The sequence below is a fragment of the Sorangium sp. So ce302 genome (assembly GCF_051530145.1).
Classification (GTDB): Bacteria; Myxococcota_A; Polyangia; order Polyangiales; family Polyangiaceae; genus Sorangium; species Sorangium cellulosum_B.
Window position 1 is genome coordinate 8,142,297 of the sequence record NZ_CP150326.1, and the last position, 23,987, is coordinate 8,166,283.

Consider the following 23,987-nt stretch of genomic DNA (forward strand, 5'->3'; position numbering starts at 1 on the left):
CCAATCAGTAGCTCGGCGGCAGTGGGCACGCCCGCGGAGTCGTCGCGGTCGTGCGCTCCGCTGCCAAGAGCGAAAGGTTCTGCTCGATGCCGGGCAAGTGCGGATTGGCGTTGCAAGCGCGACGGTAGCTTGCCTCCGCGCTCTCGAGATTACCGAGCAGCTGTTCGACGGCGCCAAGGCTGGCGTGGGCCTCGGACAGCTCCGGAAAGACGCGGGTGGCGCGGAGGAACGCTGCTCGCGCTTCGGTCAGCCGTAGCTGCCGGCGCCGTTCGTTGCCGACGTTGTATTCGACGACGCCCAGCACCTCGGATTGGCTGAGTGGACGCGCGTATTCGCGCGCCGAGCCGCCCGGTACCGGAAAGCGCTGGCCGTACCACGCGTCCGGCATCGCCTCACCGGCGCGCAGCAGCTCCACGTTGCGCGCGCCGCCCTGTTCCTGCACCCGCACGTAGAAGTGCCCAGGCATCATCACCCCGGACGCCGAATAGCCGAGCGCGTCAGCCAGCGCGAGAAACAAGGTACCAAGGCCAACGCAGCTTCCCCGGCGGCGCTCCAGCACGCCGGGCAGGCACACGAAGGCTAGATTCGTGTCGGCCACTTCGCGCACGAAGCTCCAACGACCGAACAAGAGCTCACTCAACACCGTAGCAGGCGAGCGCTGGGGCGACGAAGCGAGCGCGCTCTCCGCCTCGTCGACGAGACGCGAAAGCTCCGTCAGGCTCCAGGTCACCTGGCTCTCGTCGACAAACGCGATGTCACGGGCCAGGCCGATCAGGGCGCGGCCGAACGCAAGCTCTCGGCGCGGAACGCGAAAGCAGCCGCCGCCCGCGAGCAAGAGCAGGAGCAGGAGCGAGCGGCGCTTCATGGCTTCTTCAGCGGCTCCCAGTCTTCCCAGTAGTTGTAGAGATCACGCGCCGTCATCATCCAGATGACCAGCTTTTTCGTGCCGAGCGCCTCGACGCTGCGACGCAGAAGCTTTTGCCGCACGTTGGGGCCGCCGCCGTAGCTCATGACCAAGTCGAGCGGATACGCGATGCCACGCGCGAGGTGCGCCGAGACGCCAGCGTGCTCGGCGTCCGTCAGCTGATAGACGGCGGTGAAACTGTCGCCCAAGAGCACGACCGGGCTATCCGGGTCGTCGTCGTACGGCTTGCCGTCGGCAACGACCCGGTGCGCCACGAGCGTCTCAGGCGCGTATTTCTTCTGCTCAGCTTCCGGCAGTCGCGAATGCAGATCGCCGAAACGGGTGAAGCTGGTCTCGCGCAAGTCGTAAGCGCGCTTCTGCTTGGCGAGATCGGCGTACCAGGGGTACTTCTTCACGCGGGTGGCCAAGAGGTCTGCGGCCAAGCGCAGCCCACGGTCGGTCCAGTGCGTGTCTTGGCGCTGGAACAGAAACGGCCCCGCTGCGCTCGTGACCTTTGCCTGCAGAAATGCCGGCAGCAGGTCCACGATCTCCACGCCTTCCTTGCTGAGCCTTTCGATCAGCTTGCGGAAAGCCGGATTGATGACCTGGCCCGAGAGCGCTGAGAAAGCGGGGTCCAACTTTTCCGGATACACCTCGAGCTTCGTCGGGACCGGCACGAACAAGAAGTCGACCCCCTGCTCGTCGAGCAGCTTCTTGAATTCGAGGATCACCGGCAGCGGGTTCTTTCCCTTGCGTTGCTGCTCGAGATCACCACCGCTGACGTACTCGAGGTCGTTGCGGTAGAACAGAAAGCCATCTCGCCCAGCCAGCGCCTTGACCTTCGGCGGCATGCCTTTGAGCCGTTTCTTCAGGGCGTCATGGGTCGGCGTGAGCTTGGCCATCCACATCGGCCAAGAGCCGCCCGCCTGGGCCAGCTCGCGCTGCACCGCCTCGAGCCCCGGCGCGGGATTCGGCGACGGACGTGTCTTGCTTAGCCGAAGCGCCGGCTTCGCGGGCGCAGCGGCCGCGAGCGCCGCGCCTTCGCCACGCACCAGAAAGACGTTGTACGTGGCTTTGCCTTGCGGCTTGCCGCGCAGCACGATGGTCGGCGCCGGAAAAGCGCGCCCGCCCAGCTCTTGCTTGATGTAGGGCTCCGTCTGCGCGTCCGGAAAGCTCGGTCCCACCGGCATGAGATCGGTGTTGAAGGACGGGTACCAATACGACGAGAGTTGGTTCGCCCAAGCCTTCACCTCGCTCGGCGACAGCACCGGCGCCACGTAGTCCTTCTGAATCGCAGCCACAAGCACGGGAGTGACGACGCCAGGCGCCACTCGGCCATAGAGCTCGGGAAAGCCGTCCCCGTCCTGATCGGCGGAGCCCGCAAAAGGCTTGAACCAAGGCTGAAACTCTACCTTGGCCCACAACTCCACTGCGCCCGACGCGGCCTGATGAATGAACACCTCGCTCAGCAGCTGGCCGGAGGAGCCGGGCGGCAGCTGCAGGCCCCACCGCTCGCTGCGCACGGCTGAGCCAACCTCGGCCAGCGCTTCGGCCCCCGCTACCTTGTGCGCTTGCAAAAACTCCGACAGCGGCGCGAACGCCAGCGCTTGCTGCTGCTCGACCGGCGAGAGCGGCGTCTTCGCGAGATCGCTCGTCAGGCTGCCCTGGTCGAGCCGACCCGCGAACGCGCGCGAGGTATCGGGCGTGCCCGCGGCCGACATGGGCGTCTCTGGCTCCGGGTCGGCGATCATGAAGTTGCTGTGATAGGCGGCGTAGTCCAACGCGGCGCGCGTCGGGCGTGCCACCTCACGCACCCAGACCTGCGAGCGCGTTCGCGCATAGCCTTCGTTCAGCGTATGGACGTAAGCGTGCTCGACGCGCGTGCCCTCTCTCGCATCACCCCAGGGAAGCTTCGCAGACCCGGCGTGACAAGCAACAATGCCAAGCGCCGATGCGGCGGCGAGCAAGCCCCAAAACCCAAGAGCGCGCTTACGCTGCGTCATAGCGACCTCGACGATAGTTCCACATCACTCGAAGCACCCGGAGCCCGTACGTCAGCGGGTTCAGGTGCGAGACCTCGTCCCCGTAGTGCGTGGGCACCGGCGCCTCGCCGACCGAAAGCCCACGTGCCCGCGCCGAGGCGATGACCTCCAAGTCGAAATCGAAGCTGTCAGACAAGTCGTGAAACGGCAGCGCCAGCGCGCGCGGCCCATAGAGCAGGTAGCCGCTGTGGTAGTCAGTCATCGAAAGCGACAGCGTCCGGTTCTCGATGCGGTTCAGCAGCGCATTGCCGACGTACTTGTAGAGGGGCATACCACCCTGCAAGGCCGTGCCCGCAGCGATGCGCGAGCCCTGCAGCAGATCGAGCCCGCGACGCGAAAGCTCCCCGATCAGCCCGGGCAAGGCCTCGGGCGCATACTGACCGTCGGCGTGGATACAGGCGACCAGATCCGGCGCATCGGCGCAAGCCTTGGCCAGACCGTCTTTCATCGCCGCACCGTAACCGCCGTTGTTGGGCCGCCGGAGCAAGCTGAGGCGAAACGCCGACGAGCTGTGGCGCTCGACCCTACGGGCCGTGTCGTCGCGACTGCCGTCGTCGACGACCACCACGTGGGTGGGCCCCGACGAAGCCAAGCCGCCGACGCGCTCCAGCACCGACTCGATGTGCCGGGCAGCGTTGTACGCAGGGATGACGACCGTTACCTTCATGCGGAGCTCGCGAGCTGGGAGAGCGAGGATGCCGCTGCGACGCGAGCGCCGTAGCGCTCGACGTAGTCGTGCACGATCGGCGGCAAGGAGGTGGCCAGGCGTCGCCGGGGCTTCCAACCGAGCAGTCGCTGCGCTTTCTGAACGTCGGGGATGCGTTCCTGCGTGTCGTCGTAGCCGGGGCCATAGAACTCGGCGGCCGACACCGCGCGAAACTGGGCAGGCGCACGCTCGGGTAACCGCTCAGCGAAAGCGTCGGCCAGCAGCCGAGCGAGCTCCGCGATACTGACGTCATTGTCCGGGTTACCGATGTTGAAGATCTGACCTCTACTCTGCTTCGGCCGCTCGAGCACGCGGCACACGGCTTCGACCATGTCGCTCACATCCATGAACGCCCGCCGTTGCGCGCCGCCGCCCACGAGCGGCAAGGGCTCCCCTCGCAGCAGCGCGCTCATGAAGCAGGCCAGCACGCGGGGTGTCCCCTCCCCGTCGATGCCGGGCAGGAAGTCCATGCGCGCGCCGATGGTGTTGAAGGGCCGAATGATCGTGAACGGCAACGCGCCGTGCTGACCGTGCGCCCAGATCACCCGCTCGAGCAGCTGCTTGGCGCACGAATACGTCCAGCGCTCGCGCCCCACGGGGCCGAGCAAGAAGCACGAGTCGTCCTCGTGCATACGCGCGGTCGGCAGCCCCTGCGCGTCCAGCGCGGTGCGCCCGTAAACCTCGGCGGTCGAGAAATGAATCAAGCGCACGGCGCGCTCCGCGCAGCGTTTCACGAGCGGCAACAGGTGCGTGAAGCTGGCGTCGATGACCTCCAGCGGGATGGTCGAGTACTGGGCTGGGTTGCAAAGCGCCGTGAGCGAGATCACGACCTGACAGCGCTCGGTCACGTCCTCGACGAGCCCCGGCGCCTCGACGCGCGCCTCGATGCGCCGCACGCGCGGGTCCCAACACTCGAGCTTGGTCAAATCCACGTCGACGGCGTCGACCTGGCAGGCAAAGCGCTCAAGCAAAGCCGGCACCAGGTGCGAGCCGATGAAGCCGCCCGCGCCGACCACGGCGATGCGCGTTTCCCTCACGGTGAGCCACTCCCGGCCGACGGAATGAAGACGTCGGGCCAGCGATCATTGGCCGAGTTGTAGGTGAGGCGCGCGGCCTTTTCGGGCGGCGTGCCCACCTCCCACAGGTAAATCTCGTAGTCGGCGGTGTCGTGGTCGTGACCGCGCTGGGTGATGCCCCAGACCATCCATTTGCCGTCGCGCGACAGCTGCGGGAAGTACTCGTGCGAGCGGCGACCCGGCAAGTCCATGAACTGGAGCTTGTCCAAGTCGACGTCCTCCGGCGGCGTGCCGTTATCGATCGGCATGCGCAGCACCCGGCTATCGCCGTTCCCGGTTGGGTGAACCCAGTAGATGGCCGTGTGATCCGGCGTCCAGTTCACCTGGCAGCCCAGCCCGGTCTGGGTCCAGGCCTTCTTGGCGATGTTCCAGATGCCGGTTTCGCGCTTCGAGCCGCGCAGCGTGATGGCGAGGTACTTGCCGTCACTCGAAAGCTCCGGCTGCTGCAGCAAGGCGCCGTCCAGATCGGATACGCCCTCGCTGTCCATCAACTGCGTCTCTGCGCCGCTGCCGAGCTTGCTGCGAAAGACCTTCGTGCCGCGTACGAACAGGATCTCATCCTCCGAAATCCAGCTACCCCAGCTCGCGCTCTCGACGACCTTCTTCGGCTCGGAGCCGTCCGGCTTGATCGTGTAGATGTCCCATTTGTCGCTGGCGTTGGCGTCGCGTTCGCTCACCCAGCCTTGTTTGCTGCGGGAAAACAGGATTTGCGCGCCGCTCGGAGAGAACCTCGGGAACCAGTCGACCTCGTCGCCCTTGGTGATCTGTTTGACGTCCGAGCCGTCGGTCTTCATCGTGAACAGGTCGTGATTGCCCACGCGGGAGCTGGACCAGACGATGGTGCCGTTGGCCTTTTCGCCGACCTCGCGCATCAGCGCGACGTCCTCCGCGGGCGGGGCTTCGTCGGCACCCTTCGGGGGCTCGCCCGAAAAGACCGAACATCCGAGCACAGCCGAGCAGCACAGAGTACCAATTTGCCGCAGTGGGAAACGCAGGCTCATCTAATTTGTCCTTTCTCGAGCTTCACTCGCGCGGGGTGCGAGGGTGGCCGCCTCGACGGCGGGTGAAGGAGAACAGTGACGCAACCCAGCGCGCACGCCGAGCGGCGCGTAGCCGAGGTCGTTCATGGCTTCGGTCGGGTCGAGATCGGCGTCGTTGACGACGCCGGCTATCGCGCTCGAGGTGAGCGGGGGCCGCTTCATGAACACGGGGAGCACGGCTGCTAGCGCCCGGCACGCCCACACCGGTAGGTGCAAGAAGGGCCGAGGCCGATCGTGATGAAGCAGCAGCAGCTCCGCGAGCTCGCGCATCGAAATCACCTCCGCGCCGCTGAAGTTGTAGGTCTTGCCGTGCGCGATCGGCGCATTGGCGAGCCGCACGAGGCCGTCGACGACATCCTCGGACCAAACGGGCCTTTTGAGCGCGCCCCCGGCGCCGATGAACGGCACCACCGGAAACCGCCGCAAGTAGTCGAGGAACATCAGGAGCTCCTGACCGCCGCCCTGCTCGTAAACCAGCGTGGGCCGCACGATCGTGTAGGCGAGCCCTGAGCCCTGGACGAGACGCTCGGCCTCGAGCTTGGACTCGGCATAGCGCGTGCGACGGGGGTAAACGACGGAGGCCGACGAGACGTACACGAAGTGCGGCACCCCCGCTCTTCGCGCCTCCGCGACAAGGTGCGCCGTGCCGTCGCGGTTGACGCGCTGAAACATCGTGGGGTCGTGGGTGATGATGATGGCGGCCAAGTGGTAGACGAGGTCGACGCCGCGACACACGCCGGCCAATGTGTTCGGATCGCTGATATCGCCTTCGCGCACGTCGCAGCCCAGCGCATCCATGCGCGCTCGCAACGGATCACCGGGCAGCACGAGCGCTCGCACTTGCCAGCCCGCTATGCGCAGCCGCGCCGTCAAGCGGGCGCCCATCACGCCGGCGGCGCCGGTAACCAGGGCTGTCGGCATCCTACGGAGCCCCCGCAGGCTTGGGAGTCGGGAAATCCAGCGGAATCCAATCTCCGACCGACAACTCGCGCGCAGCGAACTCCCAGACCACCACGCGCTTGCCCGCCAGGCGATCTTGGCCGGCGTTCAGCTCGCGCGCGAGCGCTTGGCGCGTAGCGAAAGCACCGGAGTCGTTCTGCGCGATCACGTCGATGGGGCGACCAAGCGCCAGGGCCAAGTGCGGGGCCAGGCCGGACGCATTGCCCCAGCCCATTCCCTCGAGCGTGAAGATGTTGGTGAAGCTGTCGCCGAGCAGGAGCACGTCGGCGCTCTCGTCAGGCTCCCAGGGCGCGCCGGCCGCGTCCTGCACTTGGTGCACGACCACGCTCTCCGCTTGAAACAGGCTCTGATCGTCGGGCAGCTTGAGCATGTCGACCAGATCACCGACGCGCGAAGCCGGCTGCGGAACGCCGTGCAGCACGGGCTTCTCTGCCAGCTTTGGCAATACCCCGAGCCCGATCACAAGCTGGCCGAGGTCGGCGGCGATGCGCTCCATGTAGCCGGGCGTAAAATGCGTATCTTGAGCCAGGAAAAGCGGCTCGGTACGGGGCTCAGGCACGCTGCGGCGCGCGTCGAGCACGGCCACGCCGGCTGCTCGAAGCTCGCTCAAGAAGCGGTCGTAGTCGACATTCTGCGCCATTTCGACGCGCCCATCACGCCCAAGAAGTGGACCCGGCTCGATCCCAGCCTTGTCCGGCATCGGCAGGAGCACGAGGCGAATCCCGCGTTGCGCGAGCGCTCGCTGGAACGCCAAGATGGCGGGTCGCGGATCCGGGTGGATGGGCTCCTGGCCTGCGTCGAGCGCTTCCCTGGCGCGGCCCCGCAGCACCTCGGGCTCCAAGAATCCGGGCCCGCTGACGTGCAGCACACCGGGCGTGTAATAGAGCCAGCCGCCGTGTCCGACGACCGCGAGCTTGTTGCCCACACGTAGACGAGTGAGCAGCAGCTGCACGCGGGGCTGGACCCAGGACTTGGCGTACGAGGCATCCTCGATGCCCTTCTCGAGCTGACGCAGGTTCTCGGCCGTCGGTGGGCGGCGCACCAGATCCGCGAGAGGCGATTCCTCACCCTCGCGCTTCTCGAGGTAGGCCTGCGCCAGCGGAACAGCGTAGATCGCCCCTAGAAACAGCAGCGTGAGCAGCCAGGCCGCGCCGCGACTCACGTCGGTCGCGATGATACCGCGGCGCAGCTGCTCGTCGCCTGTGGGGTCGGTCGGACCGCCACTGCGTTCGATGGCGGAGGACGAGGGAGGCAAGGTACTTTGCATCGCGCGGCCTCAGAACTGAAAGTACAGAAACGGGTTGATGGTCTGCGTCCACATCATCAACGTCGCGAGCACCATCGTGGCCGCCACGAACGCGGTACGGGGCAAGGACAAGCGCCGCGTGAGCTCCCAACTGTTGGGCATGCCGAAGATCACGACCGCGGCCAAGGCGAATAGCCCCACGTAGTACCGCGGGTGGAGCGCGCCCGCCACGACGTCCGCCGCCGGCGAAACGGCGGCGAGCCCAAACAGCGAGCCCAGGTAGGTCACCGCCTGATCGAGCGTCTTGGCGCGGAAGAACACCCACGACAGGCACACGATCAAGAAGGTGAAGGCGACGCCGACAGCAGGTGGCAGGCGGCGCAGCGGATGAGCTTTACCGAGCCTGCGCTCCACCCCGAGCATGCCACCGTGAATGCCGCCCCAGATTACGAAGTTCCAGCTGGCACCGTGCCAGAGCCCACCGAGCAACATGACAACCATCAAGTTGGCGTACGTGCGCAGGGGGCCTTTGCGATTGCCACCGAGCGGGATGTACAAATAGTCGCGCAGCCACGTGGACAGGCTGATATGCCAGCGCCGCCAGAACTCCGTGATGCTGCGCGACTTGTAGGGTGAGTCGAAGTTCTGGATCAGCACGAAGCCGAGCATCAGCGCCAAGCCCACGGCCATGTCTGAGTAGCCGGAGAAATCGAAGTAAATCTGGAACGCGTAAGCGACCAGCCCGAACCACGCGTCGTAGAAGTGCTTGGCGCCACCGGCGAACGCCGTATCGGCGATGTGCCCCATCGGGTTGGCCAGCAGAATCTTCTTACCCATTCCCAGCGAGAAGAACGCGACGCCGCGCGCGAACTTCTCGAGCGTGTGCTGGCGCACGCGCATTTGTTCCTCGAGCGCCGCATAACGGATGATGGGGCCCGCCACCAAGTCGGGGAAAAAGGCCTCGAAACACATGTAGTCGGTGAAGCGCCGCATCGGTCGGGCGTCACCGCGGTACACGTCGATGGCGTAGCTCATCGCCTTGAACGTGTAAAAGGAGATGCCCACCGGCAGAACGATGTGCAAGACCGGCACGATCTGCGTCGAGCTGCCGAAGAGCGCGCCAAGCGCGTTGATGTTCTCGGCGACGAAGCCCGTGTATTTGAACACCGCGAGCATCCCGAGGTTGGTGACGATGGACGTCGCCAGCACCAGCTTCATCTGGCGGGTCCGCACGACCTCGGGACCAATCACGGGCGGTAAGCCGTCGACGTCGGGCAGCCGTGACATCTTCAGAAGCAAGAGGCCGCACACGTAGTCGACGCTCGAGCCGAAGAACATGATCACGGCCCAGCTCGGGTTCGCCCAGCCGTAAAATACGTAGCTCGACACGGCGATGAGGGCCGTGCGGGCCCGGCCCGGCAGGGCGTAGTACGCGGCCAGTACCAGCGGCAAGAAGTAGAATAGGAAGATATGGCTGGAAAAGACCATATCAGCGGCTCACGGGGCCCACGGGCGCCAGCCCTTGTCCTTCATCGTCGCGAGCGCTCGCTGCACCCAGGTGCGATGGCCGTCCAAATTGAAGTGATGGTCGTCTTGCATGCCCACGCCCTCGGCCGAGACGAGCGTGAAGTTCGACACCACGCTCGGGCACCTTTCGATCTCGGGACGGATGGCGTTCGCCACGGCGCCGCCGACCACGAACTCGCCCGAGCTTTCCACCTCGTAGTCGTTCATCAATGCAGGCAGCGTGGGCTCGCCGATGTCGTTGCGAATGGCGGTCACGAGAGTATTGATGCATTCGGGAAAACCGGAGCGATCGGCGGCAGTGCCGTGTCGCTCGGTGATCCCGAGATAGATGAAGATGCCGCCAAAGGTCACCCGCCCCTTGATGGCCTTCGGTGCGGCGATCAGCTTGTCGTAGTAGAGGCCGCCCGGAATGAACTGGGAGCAGTAGGCCGAGGGCCACCCAAACCCGAGCGAGATGAAATAGTAGTCGGGCGCGAGCATCGCGGCTTCCTTGACCAGCGCCGTACCCGGCCCGCCGGCGGCAGTGTCACCCGCGGTCTTCGGCTCGATCGCGAGCTCCGGCGCCGAGCCAGGGTGGTACATGAAGGCGTGCGGATGGGTCTCCGTGAAATGGAACGGGCGTGAGCTTTGGGGCCTCGTGGCGCGACCGGCCATGTTGGAGTGACCGATGTGAATGAAGGCGATCGCGTGCTCCCTCGGAACGTCAACGCCTCCAAGGTTGATGGTCACGCCCGAAGGCGCCGGCCCACCGCCGGACCCCGCGTCGCTGGTCCCGCTGCTCCCGCCGCCACCGCTCCCACTCGCCGCAGTCATGGCACCGCCGACCGAAGCTCCACCCGTAGTGGTCGCCGCTCCAGCGCCGCTCGATGCCCCGAAGTCGTCGCCCGTCCCGACGGCCTGCGTGTCGTGCGGGTGCTCGGCGACCCCGCAGGCGAGCCCGCCGACCAGCGCGAACAAGGAAACGAGCGCCCACCGAGACCTGGACAGGCTCACGTTGAGAAGTGTTTTCATCGTCGACTCTCCTCCAAGTTCACCAAGATCCGCGTCGCTTCGGGGTCGAAAGGCCGGACGCGCAAGGCACGCCGTAGAAAGCCCAGGCCTTGCGCCGATTCGCCCCTTCGCAGGGCGATCAACGCCATGAGATTCAGGCTCCCGACGTCGTCGTCCTGGGAAACCAAGCTCTGCCGGGCGAGCCGCTCGGCGGCATCGAGCTCACCCGCTGCAAAGCGAAGACGCGCTTCGAGGGCTCGGGCTTGCGGCGTGTCGAGGCTCGCGAGCGTACGCTCCGCTTGCTCGAGCTGACCGAGCACGCCGTGCAACGTGGCCAGGCTCAGACGTGCCGCGGCGTGCACCTTTGGGGAATCCGCGAAGCGCTGCCCCAGCTGGACCAAGGTGCGGTCCGTCTCGCTGGCTTCACGGAACGGCTGCTCCGCGACGCCGAGCGTAAGGTCGCGGCGAGCAAACAGCACCTCCGAGCCGTCCGTGTAGAGCAGCTTCCAATCAGCGCTCGCGTAGAGGTGGCCAATCAAGCGCTGGTAGCGCTCGGGGAACATCACCGGCAAGACCACGTAGGCGAAGGAATGACGCGCCTGAAAAGCTTCGAAACGCTCTGGCTCGTCCGCAAGCCTCAGGTACTCGGCAAACTCGTCGGCGGTGCGCAACACGAGCCGAGTGTCAATGTACGGCCGAAACCGCGGATAGAGCCGCCAGATCAGGTAGCCTCCGTAATGATCGGCCGCAAAGACGTCGCCCCCGGGCAGCGCGTCGAGGCGCACAGCGCTTTCGGCCGGCACCCGGAACGGGCTCGGATCCGCCAGCGGCGGCTCGCGCGCCGCCGCCGATGCCGAAACGAGCAGCAGCGCGCTCAGGAGCACCGCGTTGAGACCCACCGCCGCGCGCACGCCCGCGCGGCGAAAGCTCGAGACACAAAGCCGCCGGAGCGCCGGGGCCAGATTGACCGCGAAGATCGGCGCCCCGACCCAGTACAGCAGGAGCACGTTGCGGTTGCTCATCAAGGCCAGCCCCGCGAAGCCGAGCAGCAGCAGCGCATGGCTCAGTCTCAAGCGGCGCCCGGCCAGGAGCACGGACAGAGCGAGCAGCGCCAGACACCATTTGAAGTGCCAGAACTCGCCGTCTGACAGGCGTTCGAGCTCGAAGGGCGGTAGGTTCTCCGCCACGTCGTGGGCGAAGACTTGGTGCTCGCCGGGCAACAAGCGCCCGAGCAGTAGCGCCGGCAACGCTGCGCCGCGCAAGCCAAACGGCGTGAGACACGTCGCCAGCAAACACCCCCCCAGCGTCGCGAACAGCTGCTGTACCCGCGCCCACGGTGCCAGCGCACCAGCGTGTTCGCGCGCAAATGGCCACGCACGCGTCTGGCCGAAGCTCGCCCAGCCGAGCGCCGCCACCGCGTACGCCGCGATCACCGCGGGGCCAAGCGCCGAAAGGCCCTGGAAATTCGCCCAAACCAGCTGCGCCAAGGGCAATAGCAGCAGGTGCCGGACCCGGCCGTCGCGCCGAAAGCGCTCGAGCGCGAACCAGAAGAACGCGAGCAGGACGAGCGTGCCTATCACGGGCCGGACGAGCAAGAGCGAGCGAGCCGCCAGAAGCCCGCCGACCAGCGACGTCACGAGGAGCCCCCTCGCCCACGAGCCGCGCCGCGCTTCGAGCGCGAAGTAGAGGAGGCCCGCGCCCAGGCCGATCAGCGCGCACTTGACCAAAACAAGCCCGACGAGGCCGACCGCCTGGTGCACCGCGTACACCGCAAGCTGAAAGAGCCAGTGCACGTCGACCCAGGCACGCCCTTGCGCGCTGACCGAGAAGGGATCGGTGAACAGGAGCCCACGCCGAGCGACCATCTCGCGACCTGCCGCGAGGTGCCACCAGATGTCGCCGTCGGCCGAAGGCGCGAGCCCCGTCGAGGCCGCACCCAGGCCGAGCAACGCCGCGACGAGCGGCGTGCGATGGCGGAGCAGGGCGGCGACGGGCAACATGACCACTTCTCAGAACGGTGAAACGGTGAAGCCGATGCCTGCCGTCCACGGCTGCAGGCCCACGCCCTGGCTGCTGTTGGCGGCGCCGTCGACAACTCCGCGCGTGTCCCAGCCGAGCGGCAGCGACACGCCCCCCAAGATCGCCAGCCAGGCGTTCGACCACTCCACGGCCAGCGTGCCGGTGACTGCCCACAGCTGCACCTCCTGGTCAAGCCCACGGTCACGATCCGCACCGAAGAAATGCGACAGCGACAGGCCGAGCGACGGCACCAACGGCCCCCAGAAATAGCCCGAGTAGCCGTAGATCGCGGCCGCCGGTGCGCGGTAGTTGCCCAGCTCGTTTTCCCCGCCGCGGTAGCCGAACGAGCCGCCCAGCACGATCAGCCCCCACGTCTTGTCGATCGTATGGTCGAGCGTCAGGCTGCCGCTCACCTTGCCAAGGCCAAGCTGCTTTTCCTGCGTGAGATAGTCGTTCTTGTACTGGGCGTCGTGCACGCCGGTCGGGACACCGACCAGCAACGTCAGGCTGGTGGAGTTGATTTCGCCGAAGCGCCGCGTGACGAACCCCGCGACGTCACCCACGCCGGAGTTCGAGATGTCCACGGGCAGGCCGTAGTAGTCGCGGTAGTACTTGTAGAGCAGCGGAACCACGAGCCCCACATTCCATTTCTCGCTCAAATTACGCGAGACTTGAGGACTGAAGCTGAGGTTGTAGCCGTCGTCCAGATGCGTGTACGTGCCGAGTGTCTGCAGCTCAAATAGCCCCCCGGTCACGCTGCGGCCGATCCACTTGATTCCGCCCCCCGCGCCCGTGGAGCTACCGGCTCCGCAGCCGCCGATCGTCTCCCAGCTCGAGAGCAGGCCTTCCAACCGTGAAACTCGTAAAGACAGCGCTGGTCCGAGCTCGGCGAGCGCGTCGCCTCGCTCGCCGAGAGTCGCCTCCAGGCGGGCCACTCGCACATCGTTTTGCCGAGCCGCGCGCTCGGCCGCAATGAACGGAAAGCTGGCGACCGCGGCCAAACCACATGTGACCAGCCAGGCGCCCGGGACACGTAGTCGTCTGAAGTTCAATCGAGTTTCTCCCGAGCGCAAGGTCAAGCTGGGTCGACTTGGAGGCACCAATAGCGGACGCTCCCGCGATCCGTAGCGGCATATTCGTCTACGAGTGCACCTTTCCAGATGGCTTTCAGATCAGCCGTCAGTTTCATCTTGTGAACGTCGCCTTGGTTGAAGCTGCGCAGCTTGCCGCCGACCTGCTCCTTCATTTTGTCCTTGATCTTGGAGCGCGGCACGAGCGGCTTGTAGTGCGCGACAAGGATGAACTGCTTGTCGAGCGCCCCGCCCTGGACCTGGTAGCGCATCACGTAGGCGTAATCGTACAGGTCATCGGGGGGCATCTTGGAGGGAATCTCAACGAGCTTTGCCGTCAATTCCAGGGGTGCCACCCCGTCCGCCCGGGCGCTCCGCTCGACACCGGCTATCGCGAGCAGCAGCATGCTCATAAACGCTTGGCGACCAAATTGGCGTCGGCTCGAATGAATCATCGTCGCAGAATAGGGCGAGATAGGTCGACCTTGCAACAAGGCAAGCGCCGATTCTCGAAATGACGCAACCCACGCCGGAGATCGCTCCAGGCTGTCGGCATCTTTCCACCGTGAGGGCAGCACTGGTAATTCACGGCGGGGTGCGCGAGAGCCGCCACGGTGACCGAGCCAAGCAGCATCGTCCGCTTCCTCTCCGCGCTCGGCGAGCCGACCGACGTTCCTTGTCGCTCACCCGACCGGGGACCGCCGTACTGGAAGAGCACCGTGCTGCGCCAAAAGGCGCTCGGCGACGCCACGTAGCGCATCGCGACAACATCCCGGGCCAGATCAACGCCCGGAGGGCGACGTGTGCCCGCGGCACGCCGACGCGTCCCTTGTCTCGCTCTGCGCCGGCTGCCGTATGAAGATCCTCGCGGATCAGGAGCGGCCTTAGGCCAAGGTGACCCTCATCGGGATCAACCCGATCGGCAGCTCGTTCACCGAGGCGCTGCCCGACCTCTCGGGTCGATTCCGGATCATCCAGATGGATCGCCAGAAGGACGTCAAGATCGCCGAGCTGATCATCAAAGGAGAGCAAGCGGCGAACATCCGATTCACGCGTCGCGATGAGCTCATCACGGAGGCCGGCGGGAGCTTCTTCATCGCACCGTGGCCGGCTTCCGCGTGGCGCTCCATGGCCACGTCCACCGGGCCGAGAACCAGCTCTACCGGTACGACATGAGCCCTGGCGGAAGGCGGCTCGAGATCGTCTCCGCCGGCACCTTCGGCGCGCCCGCGCGGCAATGGGTGCCGGGATACCCGCTCCAGTACAATCTCCTCCTGTTCTCCGGGGGGACGATGACGGTCGAGACGCGCTGCCGCGAGGAGATGAACGGTGCGTGGAGGCCCGACGCCCGGTGGCTGCAGGGACGGGCAGAGACCCGTTGCCGCGGTATCAGATCCAGCTGGAGTGACGCGCCGCCCGCGACCCGGCGCCCGCCGCCGCCTCAGATCACCCTGTCCACGAGCGGCTCCCCCCGCTCGAACCGCCGCAGGTTCGCCAGGAAATGCTCCACCAGCGCCATCGGCTCCTCGCGCCGCCCGCCGGCCGTGTGCGGCGTGATGACGCAGCCCGGGGCGCGCCAGAGCGGGTGCTCCGGCGGCAGCGGCTCGGGATCCGTCACGTCGAGGTACGCGCCCGCGATCCGGCGCGCCTCGAGCGCCTCGAGCAGCGCGGCCTGGTCCACCGTGACGCCCCGGCCGACGTTGAAGAACCACGCGTCCGGCCGCATCCGCGCGAGCAGCGCGGCCGAGACCAGCCGCCGCGTGCCCTCGGCCTCGGGCAGGCTCGAGACCACGTGATCCGCCCAGGCGAAGGCGTCGCCCAGCTCCTCCCTCGCGACCACGCGGAAAGGCTCATCGCCGCGGGGGCGGGCGCGCAGGACGCAGAGATCCACCTCGAACGGGGCGAGCAGCTCGGCGAGGCGGCGGCCGATCGCGCCGAAGCCGAGGAGGAGCACCCGCCGGCCGCGCAGGAGCGCGCTCCGCGACCGCAGGTGCGCGTCGGGCCAGCCGCGCGGGCCGAGCTGGTTCTCGAGGCACTCGGGCAGCCGCCGCGAGGCCGAGAGCAGGAACGCGAGCGCGTGCTCCGCGCAAGGATCGGCGTAGACGCCGCTGCTCGTCGTCAGCGCGGCGCCGCGGGCGGCGAGCGCGGCGCGCACCGCCGCCACGTCGTAGCGGGCATACCCCGCGGTGCTGAGGTGCACCCAGCGGAGCCGCGGGGCCGCGCGCACGTCGTCGGGGTGCGGCTGGCCAAAGACGACCTCGGCGCCGAGGACGAGCGGATCCGGCGCGACGACGGCGAGGTTCTTCGCGGAGCGCGCCGTGGCCAGCTCGAGCGCGTGCGGCGCGACGCCCTCCGAGAGCGAGCGCGCCGCCTCCGCCGGCAGAACAGCGGTGCTCGCGATGATCAGCCGATCCACCGACGCCTCCTCACCCGTGCACGGCGCGCCCGAACTCCCGCATCCACGCCTCCTCGTCCGCGGTGAGCGGCCCCTTCGCGAGCGCGTCGAGGTTCGCCTCCACCTCGGCGCGGCTCTTCGGCCCCGTCAGCGCGAGATCCACGTGCGGGCTGGAGAGCTGGAATCGATAGCAGTCGCCCGCCGTCATCGCCGGGCGATCCCAGCCCTTCGGCTGCTTCAGCAGCCGGCGCCACGCCGTCGCCGTGTAGGCGAGGATACTCGGCTTCGCGTCGCGCACGTGCGGGAAGATGTCCCGCTCCGCGCCGGGGTGCGCGGCGTTGTAGCGGATCATGAGCAGGTCGAGCGGCGACGACCCGGCCAGGCCGCCTGCCCGCGCGCGGTCGTGGATGCTCACCCCGAGCGCCCGCACCTTGCCGCTCTCGCGCAGGTGAACGAGCTCGCGCTCGGTCGCGCTCGTCCAGGCAGACCCGACGCCGAGCCAGCCGAGCAGATAGACATCGAGGTGATCGGTCCCGAGCTCCCGGAGCAGCTTCTCGGCGCCCCGGCGCACGCCCCAGCCGAACCAGCCGGCCTGCGCGAAGCCGACCACCGCCACGCTGTCGCGGCGCCCCTTCAGCGCCTCGCGCAGCGGGTTGCCGAGCCCGCCCGAGCGCATCGTCCAGAGGAAGAGATTGACGCCGCGGTCCATCGCCGCGCGCACCCCGCCCTCAGCGATGCCGTAGTTCGCCGCGAGCCCGAGCCGGAAGATGCGCTTGCCGCCAAAGGCGGTCGGCGCGCGGCGGAGCCAGTCGTCCATGGGACGGATCTACCATCACCTCCGTCGATGTCACCGGCTCCCGCGCGCCGCACATTCGCCACCCACGGCCGCCCCGACCTGTGCGAGACTCCCCGGCCACCGATGGGCCAGGACACCTCTCCCCGGTGCGCCGGCTGCAGCGCTCCGCTCCCGGAGAACGCCCGCTTCTGCCCCTCGTGCGGCCAGCTCGTCACCGCGCCGGATCCCAGCCCCGCCCTCGCCGCGACGGCGTTCCCCGCGACGCAGCTCGGCGCCGTCGGGCTGCCGCCAGCCTCCCTGCCGCTGCCGCCGGTGCGGCTCTTGCCCGGGACGGAGATCAGCGTCTATCGCATCGAGTCGACGCTCGGCGAGGGCGGCATGGGCGTCGTCTACCGCGCTTACGACCGGGCGCGCGAGCGCGTCGTGGCCGTCAAATGCCTGCACTCGAACCTCTGCGGCAACCCGGAGATCCGGCGGCGGTTCGCGCGGGAAGCGCGGGTGCTCCGCTCCTGGAGCCACGAGAACGTGGTCGCCGTCTACGATTTCGTCGAGCGCGATCACCTGCTCGCGATCGTCATGGAGTACGTCGACGGGTCGACGCTGGTGCGGCACCTCGAGCGGTGGCGCGGGCGCATCCCCTTCCAGGAGATCCGCGCGCTGTTCGGCGGCGTCCTCGACGCGATGGACGAGGGGCACCGCATGGGCATCATCCACCGCGATCTCAAGCCCGACAACATCCTCGTCACGACCGGGAAAGACGGCCTCTACCCCAAGATCGTCGACTTCGGCATCGCCAAGATCCTGGAGGGGACGACGTACACGCTGAGCGGCGCGTTCCTCGGGACGTGTTGTTACATGTCGCCCGAGCAGGTGAAGAGCCCCCACGCCGCGGATCGGCGCTCGGACATCTACTCTCTCGGCGTGACGCTCTACAAGCTGACGACAGGGCAGGTGCCGTTCGACAGCCCCAACCACTTCGCCGTGATGATGGCCCACGTCGCCGACGCCCCGGCGCCCCCCTCGTCGCTGCGCCCCGACCTCCCGCCGGCCCTCGACCGGCTCGTGCTCGACGCGCTCTCGAAGGACCCGGCGGGGAGGCCGGCGTCGTGCGCGGAGTTCCGGGCGCGGCTCGACGAGGCGCTCTCGGAGTTCTCGCCCGCCCCGTCGCGGCCCTCGTCCGACGGGCGCGAGCTCGCGCCGACGGTCCGCGAGAAGACCGGCGAGCAGATGATCCTCGTCCCCGGCGGGCCGTTCCTGAGCGGGCAGCAGCGCAGGAAGGTCCATGTCGACGCGTTCTACATGGATCGCACGCCGGTCACGAACCGCCAGTTCAAGGCGTTCCTCGACGTGACCGGGTACCGCCCCGACGACGACGACGCGAGCCGGCTCCTCGCCCATTTCAGGCGCGGCGAGATCCCCGCGGGCCTCGAGGACCACCCCGTGGTGTACGTGTCGTGGGACGACGCGCGGGCCTACGCCAACTGGGCCGGCAAGCGCCTGCCGACCGAGGCCGAGTGGGAGAAGGCCGCGCGCGGCACCGACGGCCGCAAATACCCGTGGGGGCGCGCCGAGCCCGGGCCCACGCGCGCGAACTACGACAACCGCGAGGGCGGGACGGTGCCCGTCGGCTCGCTGCCGGCGGGCGCCTCTCCTTATGGCATCCTTGACCTCGCCGGCAACGTGTGGGAGTGGTGCGAGGACTACGACGATCCGCACTTCTATGCGGACGGCCCCTCCCACAACCCGCGCAACACGCGGCCCTCGGATCGGCCGCTGCTCGTGATGCGCGGCGGCTCGTGGATGTACGGCGCGCAGTCGCTCCGCACCTGGGCGCGCACGAGCTTCGAGGCGCACTACCGCTTCGCCGGCGGCGGCTTCCGCTGCGTGCGAACGGCCTCGTCGAGCTGAGGGCGCGGGCGACGGGCGTTGCGCGCGGCGGCTCGGCGCGGGCGCGGCGGCTCCGCGGGCTCGGCTGTTCGGCGCGGGCGCGCGGCGCACGAGCGCCTGGTCAACCGGCGGCGGCGCGGATAGAACGCCGGGCGCAGATGCAGACGAACAGGGCCAGGGCGAGCGGCGGCGTCCGCGTGCGGCTGACCGGCGTCCGGCGCGTCTTCCCGGTGCTGGACGACGCGGGCCGCGCGCCGAGGGACGGCGCCCCCGGCGTGATCGCGATCGACGGCATCGATCTCGACATCGCGCCTGGCGCGTTCGTCGCGCTGCTCGGGCCCTCCGGGTGCGGCAAATCCACCCTGCTGCGGCTCGTCGCCGGGCTGGACCGCGCCGACGCCGGCGCGGCCGTCGTGGAGGCCGAGGAGGCGCCGGGCGGCGAACGCCGCGCTGGCGGCGCGCGCGCGCCCCTCGCGTACGTGTTCCAGGATGCCCACCTCCTGCCCTGGCGGAGCGTCCTCGAGAACGCCGCCCTGCCGCTCGAGCTCGCCGGCGCGCCGCTCGACGAGCGCCGGGCGGCGGCGCGGGCGGCGCTCGTCCAGGTCGGCCTCGCCGACGCGGGCGCGCGGTACCCGGCCGAGCTCTCCGGCGGCATGCGCATGCGCGTATCGCTCGCCCGCGCGCTGGTCACGCGCCCGCGGCTGCTCCTGCTCGACGAGCCGTTCGCCGCGCTCGACGAGCTCACGAGGAGCCGGCTCGACGACGAGCTCCGCGCGCTCTGGGCCGAGCTCGGCATGACGGTGCTCTTCGTGACCCACTCGATCACCGAGGCCGCCTACCTCGCCGAGCGCGCCGTCGTCCTGTCCCCGCGGCCGGCGCGCGTCGTCGCCGACCGCACGCTTTCGCTGCCGGACAAGCGGACGGCCGCGCTGCGCACCGAGCCCGCGTTCGCGCGCGAGGTGCGGGCGCTGCAAGAGGCGCTGGAGAGCGGCGGGGCGTGAGGCGCGGAGGTCCCTCCCGCGCCCGTTTGCCGCCGCGCTCTGACAGCGGCGCGCCGCGAGACTCCTGACGTGCGCTACAGTCCCTCCTGCCCACCATGGCCAACGCGATCCGCATTCGCACCCAGGTCACCTCCGAACTCCTCCACATCCCGGAGCTCTCGGCGCTCGCGGGCAAGAACGTCGAGGTGATCATCCTCGAGGAGGAGTCGGCCCCGCGCAGCCTCACGCCGCCGGCGCGCAAGCTCGGGGCGCTCCGAGGCCTGTTCGACGTCCCTGACGATTTCGACGATCCCCTGCCCGAGGACATGCTTCACGCCTTCGAGGGAGATGGAGAGACGTGAAGCTGCTCCTTGACACCCATGTGTGGCTCTGGGCTGCGCTCACGCCGGAGCGCATCGCCACCACGGCCCGGCAGGCCATCGAGGATCCTCACAACACCCTCCTGATCTCCGCCGCAAGCGCCTGGGAGATCGCGGTCAAGCACGCTATCGGCAAGCTCCCGCTCCCCGAAAGGCCGGAGCTCCTCGTCCCGCGGGTCATCGCCGCGCTCGAAGGGATCGAGCTCCCCGTGACCTCCCGTCACGCGATCTCGTCCGCGGCCTTGCCGTACCATCACCGAGATCCCTTCGATCGCCTCCTCGTGGCACAGGCGCTTTGCGAAGGGGCAGCGCTCGTCACCGTGGACGAGCTGCTCACCCGCTACGGCGCCACGGTGCTCTGGGCCGGATCGTGACAGGGCAGCGACGCCGGCGCCGCCACGTCGAACCGTCGTTCCCGCGCGCCCGCTGAGCCCGGCCCCTCCCCGGCACGGCCGTCCCCACGACCCCCGGGGCGGTCCGCGCGCCCATTCCACCGCGCAGCTGCCCCCTGCCGCAAAGCGACGTCCATCGTGGCCATCGTGGGCAGAGCTCCCACTCGCCGCACGATCCCGCGCGCGAACGCGCTTCCATGCCGACAGCGCGCTCGTACAATCGCCTCATGCCCACGTGCCCCCGGCGGTTGCTTCCCCGCGCCCTTCCTTGGTTTTTGCTCGCTGCAGCGGCCTGCGGCGGTGATCCGGATGTCGTCACGCCCCCCGGCGATGGCGGCGGAGGCAACGGCGGCACGAGCAGCAGCTCGGGCGATGGCGGCGGGTTCGTCGGGTCGATGGCCGCGTCGGGCGGCGCAGGCGGCGAGAGTGGCTGTGAGGGCGTGAGCTGCCGGGCGGACCAGCACTGCGAGGAGGCGGACGGACAAGGCACCTGCGTCGACAACACGTGCGACGACCTCACCTGCGACGCGACCGAGGTGTGCGAGACGCCCCCGGACGCAGGCGCGCGCTGCGTCGATATCGCCTGCCAGAGCGACCTCGAGTGCGCCTTCAACCAGTTCTGCAACGGCACCATCTGCGTCGTCGATGCCTGCACGGCCGGCGAGCGGACGTGCGACGGCGACAGCCTCCGGCTGTGCGTGTCGAACGGCAGCACCACGAGCGAGCTCTTCACGTGCGGCGGATCGGCCTACTTCGAGAGCAAGTGCACCGACGACGGCGCCGGGACCGCCAGCTGCCCCTGCGAGGACGACTGGGACTGCCCCACCTACGCCTCCTGCGAGGTCGGCTCCTGCTCCGGCACGGGCGCCGCGCCCACGTGCCTCTTGCCGCCGGAGCCGTTCGCTGGCGCCCTGCCGCAGAACGAGATCCAGTGGGGAGGGGAGAACCGCGCCAACTCCGACGCCGCCAACAGCCCGTTCAAGACCTCGGCGCAGACCGTCATGACGCCGCTCGTCGCCAACCTCGACGACGACAACGGCGACGGGCTCATCAACGAGCTCGACTTCCCCGAGATCATCTTCACGACGTTCTGCGGCTCGAATTTCGGCAAGCAGGGCGTCCTCCGGGCGATCCACGGCGGCGGGCCCCGCAAGGGAGAGAACTACTTCGCGGTTCTCGGCGCGCAGGTCTGGCACGAGGGCGACCCCATCGACGCGCCCTACGCCTGCGCCGACGCGACGCTGATGCCGACCTCCGGGCTGGCCGTCGGCGATCTCGACGGCGACGGCGTCCCCGAGATCGTCGCGATCACCGCCGTCGTGACGGGGTCTGGGGCCACGGAGGTGACGAAGACAGGGCTCCAGATCTTCAGCAACACGGGCGAGACCAGGGTCCTCGTGAACGAGATCTGGACGGGCTACAACGAGCCGTCGCCCGCGCTCGCCAACATCGACGGACAGGGGCTCCCGGAGATCGTGGTCGGGCCGAACGTGTTCACGTTGCGCGTCGACGAGGCGACCCGCGAGCTCTCCATCGTCGACCACTTCAAGGGCGACAAGGCTCAAGGGATACAGGGGTCTCCGACGAACCAGCAGAACCGGCTCGGGCCCATCGCGTGCGTCGCGAACCTCAACGACGACCCCCGGCTGGAGATCGTCGCGGGCAGCACCGCTTATGGGCTGCCCCGCCCGCCGCCCGGCGTGACGAGCAGGGCCGGGTGCGCGCCGCCGTACACCGACAAGGAGGCGACGGCGTACTGCGAGGGGAAGCTCATCGAGGTCTGGGACGGGCAGACCGTCAACGGCACGGCCGGGATCCCGCTCGAACAGCGCGACGGCCTCTGCGCCGTGGCCGACGTCCTCGGAGAGGACCAGGACGCCGCACCCGGGCCGAGCAACCCGCTCGATGAGCGCCCGGAGGTGATCCTGTTCAACAACGGGTATTTCTTCGTGCTCAACGGGCAGGACGGCACCATCAAGCGCCGCCAGGTGATGACGGCCTCGGGCACCACCTTCGACGGCGGCGCCCCGAACGTGGACGACTTCGACGGCGACGGCTTCCCCGAGGTCGGCACGGCGTTCGGCCTCCGCTACATGATGTTCGATCTCCAGGCGCCGACGGCCGAGTGCCCGGCGTGGCCCAACGCGCTCACCGACGGGCTCACGGGATTGCAGGGCAACCCGGAGCGGACCCCGAACGGGAAGCCGTGCACAACGGACGAGGAATGCGGCGCCCCGGGCGCGGCGACGTGCAACCAGCAGCGGGGCACCTGCGTCTGCTACCACAACGGCTGGCAGCGCTTGACCGAGGACGACTCGAGCCGCACCACCGGGTCGAGCGTGTTCGACTTCAACGGCGACGGCGCCGCCGAGGTCATCTACAACGACGAGTGCTACTTCCGCATCTACGACGGCGTGACGGCCGACGTCCTGTTCAAGGTGCCCTCGCCGAGCCGCACCCGATCCGAGTACCCGATCGTCGCGGACGTCGACAACGACGGCAACGCGGAGATCGTGTTCGGCACCTCGAACGAATCGACCCATTGCTCGCAAGGCACCGACTACAACAACGGCCTCGAGGTCTGGGGCGCGCAGAACGACCTCTGGGTCTCGGCGCGCCGCATCTGGAACCAGCACAGCTACCACGTGACGAACGTGCTCGAGAGCGGCGGCATCCCCCTGAAGGAGCCCGAGAGCTGGAAGCCGTACGGCGGCCGCGTCTACAACACCTACCGCTCGAACCCGCGGTCGTACGGCGTCGCGCCGGATCTCGCGCTGAGCGGCATCCAGGTCTCGTCCCCGGACGCGACCTGCGGCGAGCTCACCGACGAGGTCGCGATCACCGTGCGCGTCGAGAACCTCGGCGATCTCCGCGTGGGCCCCGGCGTCGCCATCAAATTCTACGGCGAGTGGGACACGCCGGAGGTCGACGAGCCGCTCTATGGTGAGGACCTCGCCCCGCTGCAGTTCGTCCTCCAGAGCAGCATCGAGCCGCACAGCTCGCTGCTCCTGACGGTGAGCTACAGCGCCTCGCACAACGAGCAGGGGACGCTGCCCGCCCGCGTGCGCGCGGTCGTGGACGAGGACGCCATCGAGCGCGAGTGCCACGAGGACAACAACGCGCTCACCGCGCCCCTCGACGCCGGCAGCGCGCGCCCGGACCTCCAGATCGAGGTCGGCCGGGTGAACACCACGAAGTGCGCCGTGAAGCAGGTCGACGTCCCGACGACCGTCACCAACGCCGGCTCCGCGCCGGCCAGCGACGTGCGGATCCGGTACTACGCGGGCGATCCCGGTCAGGGCGGGACGGTGCTCCACGAGGAGGTCATCCCGGGGCCGATCGCGCCCGGGGCGAGCGTGAACCTCACCGCCACCATCGAGAAGTTCCCGTCGAACCTGTCGATCCTGATCTACGCCGTCGTCGACCCGGACGGCGCGATCGACGAGTGCAACGACGGGAACAACAAGGACGCGGCCTCGGACAAGATCCTGTGCCCGGAGATCAACTGACGCGCCGGCGTCCGGCCGGCGGGCCTCCCCGCCAGCCGGACGCGCGCCACGCCGGCGTCGCGCGCCGC

21 protein-coding genes are annotated in these 23,987 nt (G+C 68.5%); 7 read left to right on the forward strand and 14 right to left on the reverse strand.

Annotation, left to right across the window (positions count from 1 at the left end; genetic code table 11):
* Positions 1-4: 4 nt before the first annotated feature.
* Genes WME73_RS30650 through WME73_RS30705 form a run of 12 tightly spaced genes read right to left on the reverse strand, consistent with a single transcriptional unit; the run spans position 5 to position 14,035 of the window.
* The gene (locus WME73_RS30650; protein WP_437739929.1) at positions 5-865 is read right to left on the reverse strand and encodes a transglutaminase family protein; all 861 of its coding nucleotides are present in this window, start codon (positions 863-865) and stop codon (positions 5-7) included.
* Positions 862-2,907, reverse strand: coding sequence for an alginate O-acetyltransferase AlgX-related protein (locus WME73_RS30655; RefSeq protein WP_437911853.1), 2,046 nt, complete (start codon positions 2,905-2,907; stop codon positions 862-864). The genes WME73_RS30650 and WME73_RS30655 overlap by 4 nt, the downstream gene beginning before the upstream one ends.
* On the reverse strand, positions 2,894-3,613 hold the full coding sequence (locus tag WME73_RS30660; protein WP_437739931.1) for a glycosyltransferase family 2 protein: 720 nt from the start codon (positions 3,611-3,613) through the stop codon (positions 2,894-2,896). The genes WME73_RS30655 and WME73_RS30660 overlap by 14 nt, the downstream gene beginning before the upstream one ends.
* Entirely contained in the window at positions 3,610-4,689 is a 1,080-nt protein-coding gene (locus WME73_RS30665) for an NAD-dependent epimerase/dehydratase family protein (protein WP_437739932.1), read from the reverse strand. The genes WME73_RS30660 and WME73_RS30665 overlap by 4 nt, the downstream gene beginning before the upstream one ends.
* A complete protein-coding gene (locus WME73_RS30670; RefSeq protein ID WP_437739933.1) occupies positions 4,686-5,729 on the reverse strand; it encodes a TolB family protein in 1,044 nt (347 codons plus the stop codon). The genes WME73_RS30665 and WME73_RS30670 overlap by 4 nt, the downstream gene beginning before the upstream one ends.
* The gene (locus tag WME73_RS30675) at positions 5,730-6,689 is read right to left on the reverse strand and encodes an NAD-dependent epimerase/dehydratase family protein (protein WP_437850618.1); all 960 of its coding nucleotides are present in this window, start codon (positions 6,687-6,689) and stop codon (positions 5,730-5,732) included.
* Position 6,690: 1 nt separating this feature from the next.
* A complete protein-coding gene (locus tag WME73_RS30680) occupies positions 6,691-7,995 on the reverse strand; it encodes an alginate O-acetyltransferase AlgX-related protein (protein ID WP_437911854.1) in 1,305 nt (434 codons plus the stop codon).
* A gap of 9 nt (positions 7,996-8,004) precedes the next feature.
* Positions 8,005-9,462: an MBOAT family O-acyltransferase gene (locus WME73_RS30685; RefSeq protein WP_437739936.1), complete on the reverse strand. Its 1,458-nt coding sequence runs from the start codon at positions 9,460-9,462 to the stop codon at positions 8,005-8,007.
* 9 nt (positions 9,463-9,471) lie between these two features.
* Positions 9,472-10,458 carry a sialate O-acetylesterase gene (locus WME73_RS30690; RefSeq protein ID WP_437911855.1) on the reverse strand — a complete coding sequence of 329 codons (987 nt, stop codon included), beginning with the start codon at positions 10,456-10,458 and terminating at the stop codon, positions 9,472-9,474.
* Between the two features lie 50 nt (positions 10,459-10,508).
* A complete protein-coding gene (locus WME73_RS30695) occupies positions 10,509-12,491 on the reverse strand; it encodes a tetratricopeptide repeat protein (protein WP_437911856.1) in 1,983 nt (660 codons plus the stop codon).
* 9 nt (positions 12,492-12,500) lie between these two features.
* A complete protein-coding gene (locus tag WME73_RS30700) occupies positions 12,501-13,562 on the reverse strand; it encodes a hypothetical protein (RefSeq protein WP_437911857.1) in 1,062 nt (353 codons plus the stop codon).
* Between the two features lie 23 nt (positions 13,563-13,585).
* Positions 13,586-14,035 carry a hypothetical protein gene (locus tag WME73_RS30705; protein WP_437739940.1) on the reverse strand — a complete coding sequence of 150 codons (450 nt, stop codon included), beginning with the start codon at positions 14,033-14,035 and terminating at the stop codon, positions 13,586-13,588.
* 159 nt (positions 14,036-14,194) lie between these two features.
* On the opposite strand from WME73_RS30705, the gene WME73_RS30710 reads away from it, so the two are divergent.
* Both WME73_RS30710 and WME73_RS30715 read left to right on the forward strand, forming a co-directional pair.
* On the forward strand, positions 14,195-14,335 hold the full coding sequence (locus WME73_RS30710) for a hypothetical protein (protein WP_437911858.1): 141 nt from the start codon (positions 14,195-14,197) through the stop codon (positions 14,333-14,335).
* Between the two features lie 139 nt (positions 14,336-14,474).
* Positions 14,475-14,756, forward strand: coding sequence for a hypothetical protein (locus WME73_RS30715; RefSeq protein WP_437739941.1), 282 nt, complete (start codon positions 14,475-14,477; stop codon positions 14,754-14,756).
* 265 nt (positions 14,757-15,021) lie between these two features.
* Here the strand turns inward: WME73_RS30715 and WME73_RS30720 are convergent, their stop codons facing one another.
* Positions 15,022-15,996 (reverse strand): NAD(P)-dependent oxidoreductase, encoded by a 975-nt coding sequence (locus WME73_RS30720; protein ID WP_437911859.1) that lies wholly within the window; start codon positions 15,994-15,996, stop codon positions 15,022-15,024.
* A gap of 10 nt (positions 15,997-16,006) precedes the next feature.
* Positions 16,007-16,792: an aldo/keto reductase gene (locus WME73_RS30725; protein ID WP_437739943.1), complete on the reverse strand. Its 786-nt coding sequence runs from the start codon at positions 16,790-16,792 to the stop codon at positions 16,007-16,009.
* Positions 16,793-16,894: 102 nt separating this feature from the next.
* Here WME73_RS30725 and WME73_RS30730 point away from each other — a divergent pair, with 102 nt between their 5' ends.
* From WME73_RS30730 to WME73_RS30750, 5 genes are all read left to right on the forward strand, one after another.
* Complete coding sequence (locus WME73_RS30730) at positions 16,895-18,679, forward strand: SUMF1/EgtB/PvdO family nonheme iron enzyme (RefSeq protein ID WP_437739944.1); 1,785 nt, start codon at positions 16,895-16,897, stop codon at positions 18,677-18,679.
* Positions 18,680-18,816: 137 nt separating this feature from the next.
* Positions 18,817-19,659 (forward strand): ABC transporter ATP-binding protein, encoded by an 843-nt coding sequence (locus tag WME73_RS30735; protein ID WP_437739945.1) that lies wholly within the window; start codon positions 18,817-18,819, stop codon positions 19,657-19,659.
* A 95-nt stretch (positions 19,660-19,754) separates the two neighbouring features.
* Positions 19,755-20,000 carry a type II toxin-antitoxin system prevent-host-death family antitoxin gene (locus tag WME73_RS30740; protein WP_437850642.1) on the forward strand — a complete coding sequence of 82 codons (246 nt, stop codon included), beginning with the start codon at positions 19,755-19,757 and terminating at the stop codon, positions 19,998-20,000.
* Entirely contained in the window at positions 19,997-20,392 is a 396-nt protein-coding gene (locus WME73_RS30745; RefSeq protein ID WP_437542399.1) for a type II toxin-antitoxin system VapC family toxin, read from the forward strand. The genes WME73_RS30740 and WME73_RS30745 overlap by 4 nt, the downstream gene beginning before the upstream one ends.
* A gap of 245 nt (positions 20,393-20,637) precedes the next feature.
* A complete protein-coding gene (locus tag WME73_RS30750) occupies positions 20,638-23,919 on the forward strand; it encodes a CARDB domain-containing protein (RefSeq protein WP_437911860.1) in 3,282 nt (1,093 codons plus the stop codon).
* Positions 23,920-23,987 lie beyond the last annotated feature (68 nt).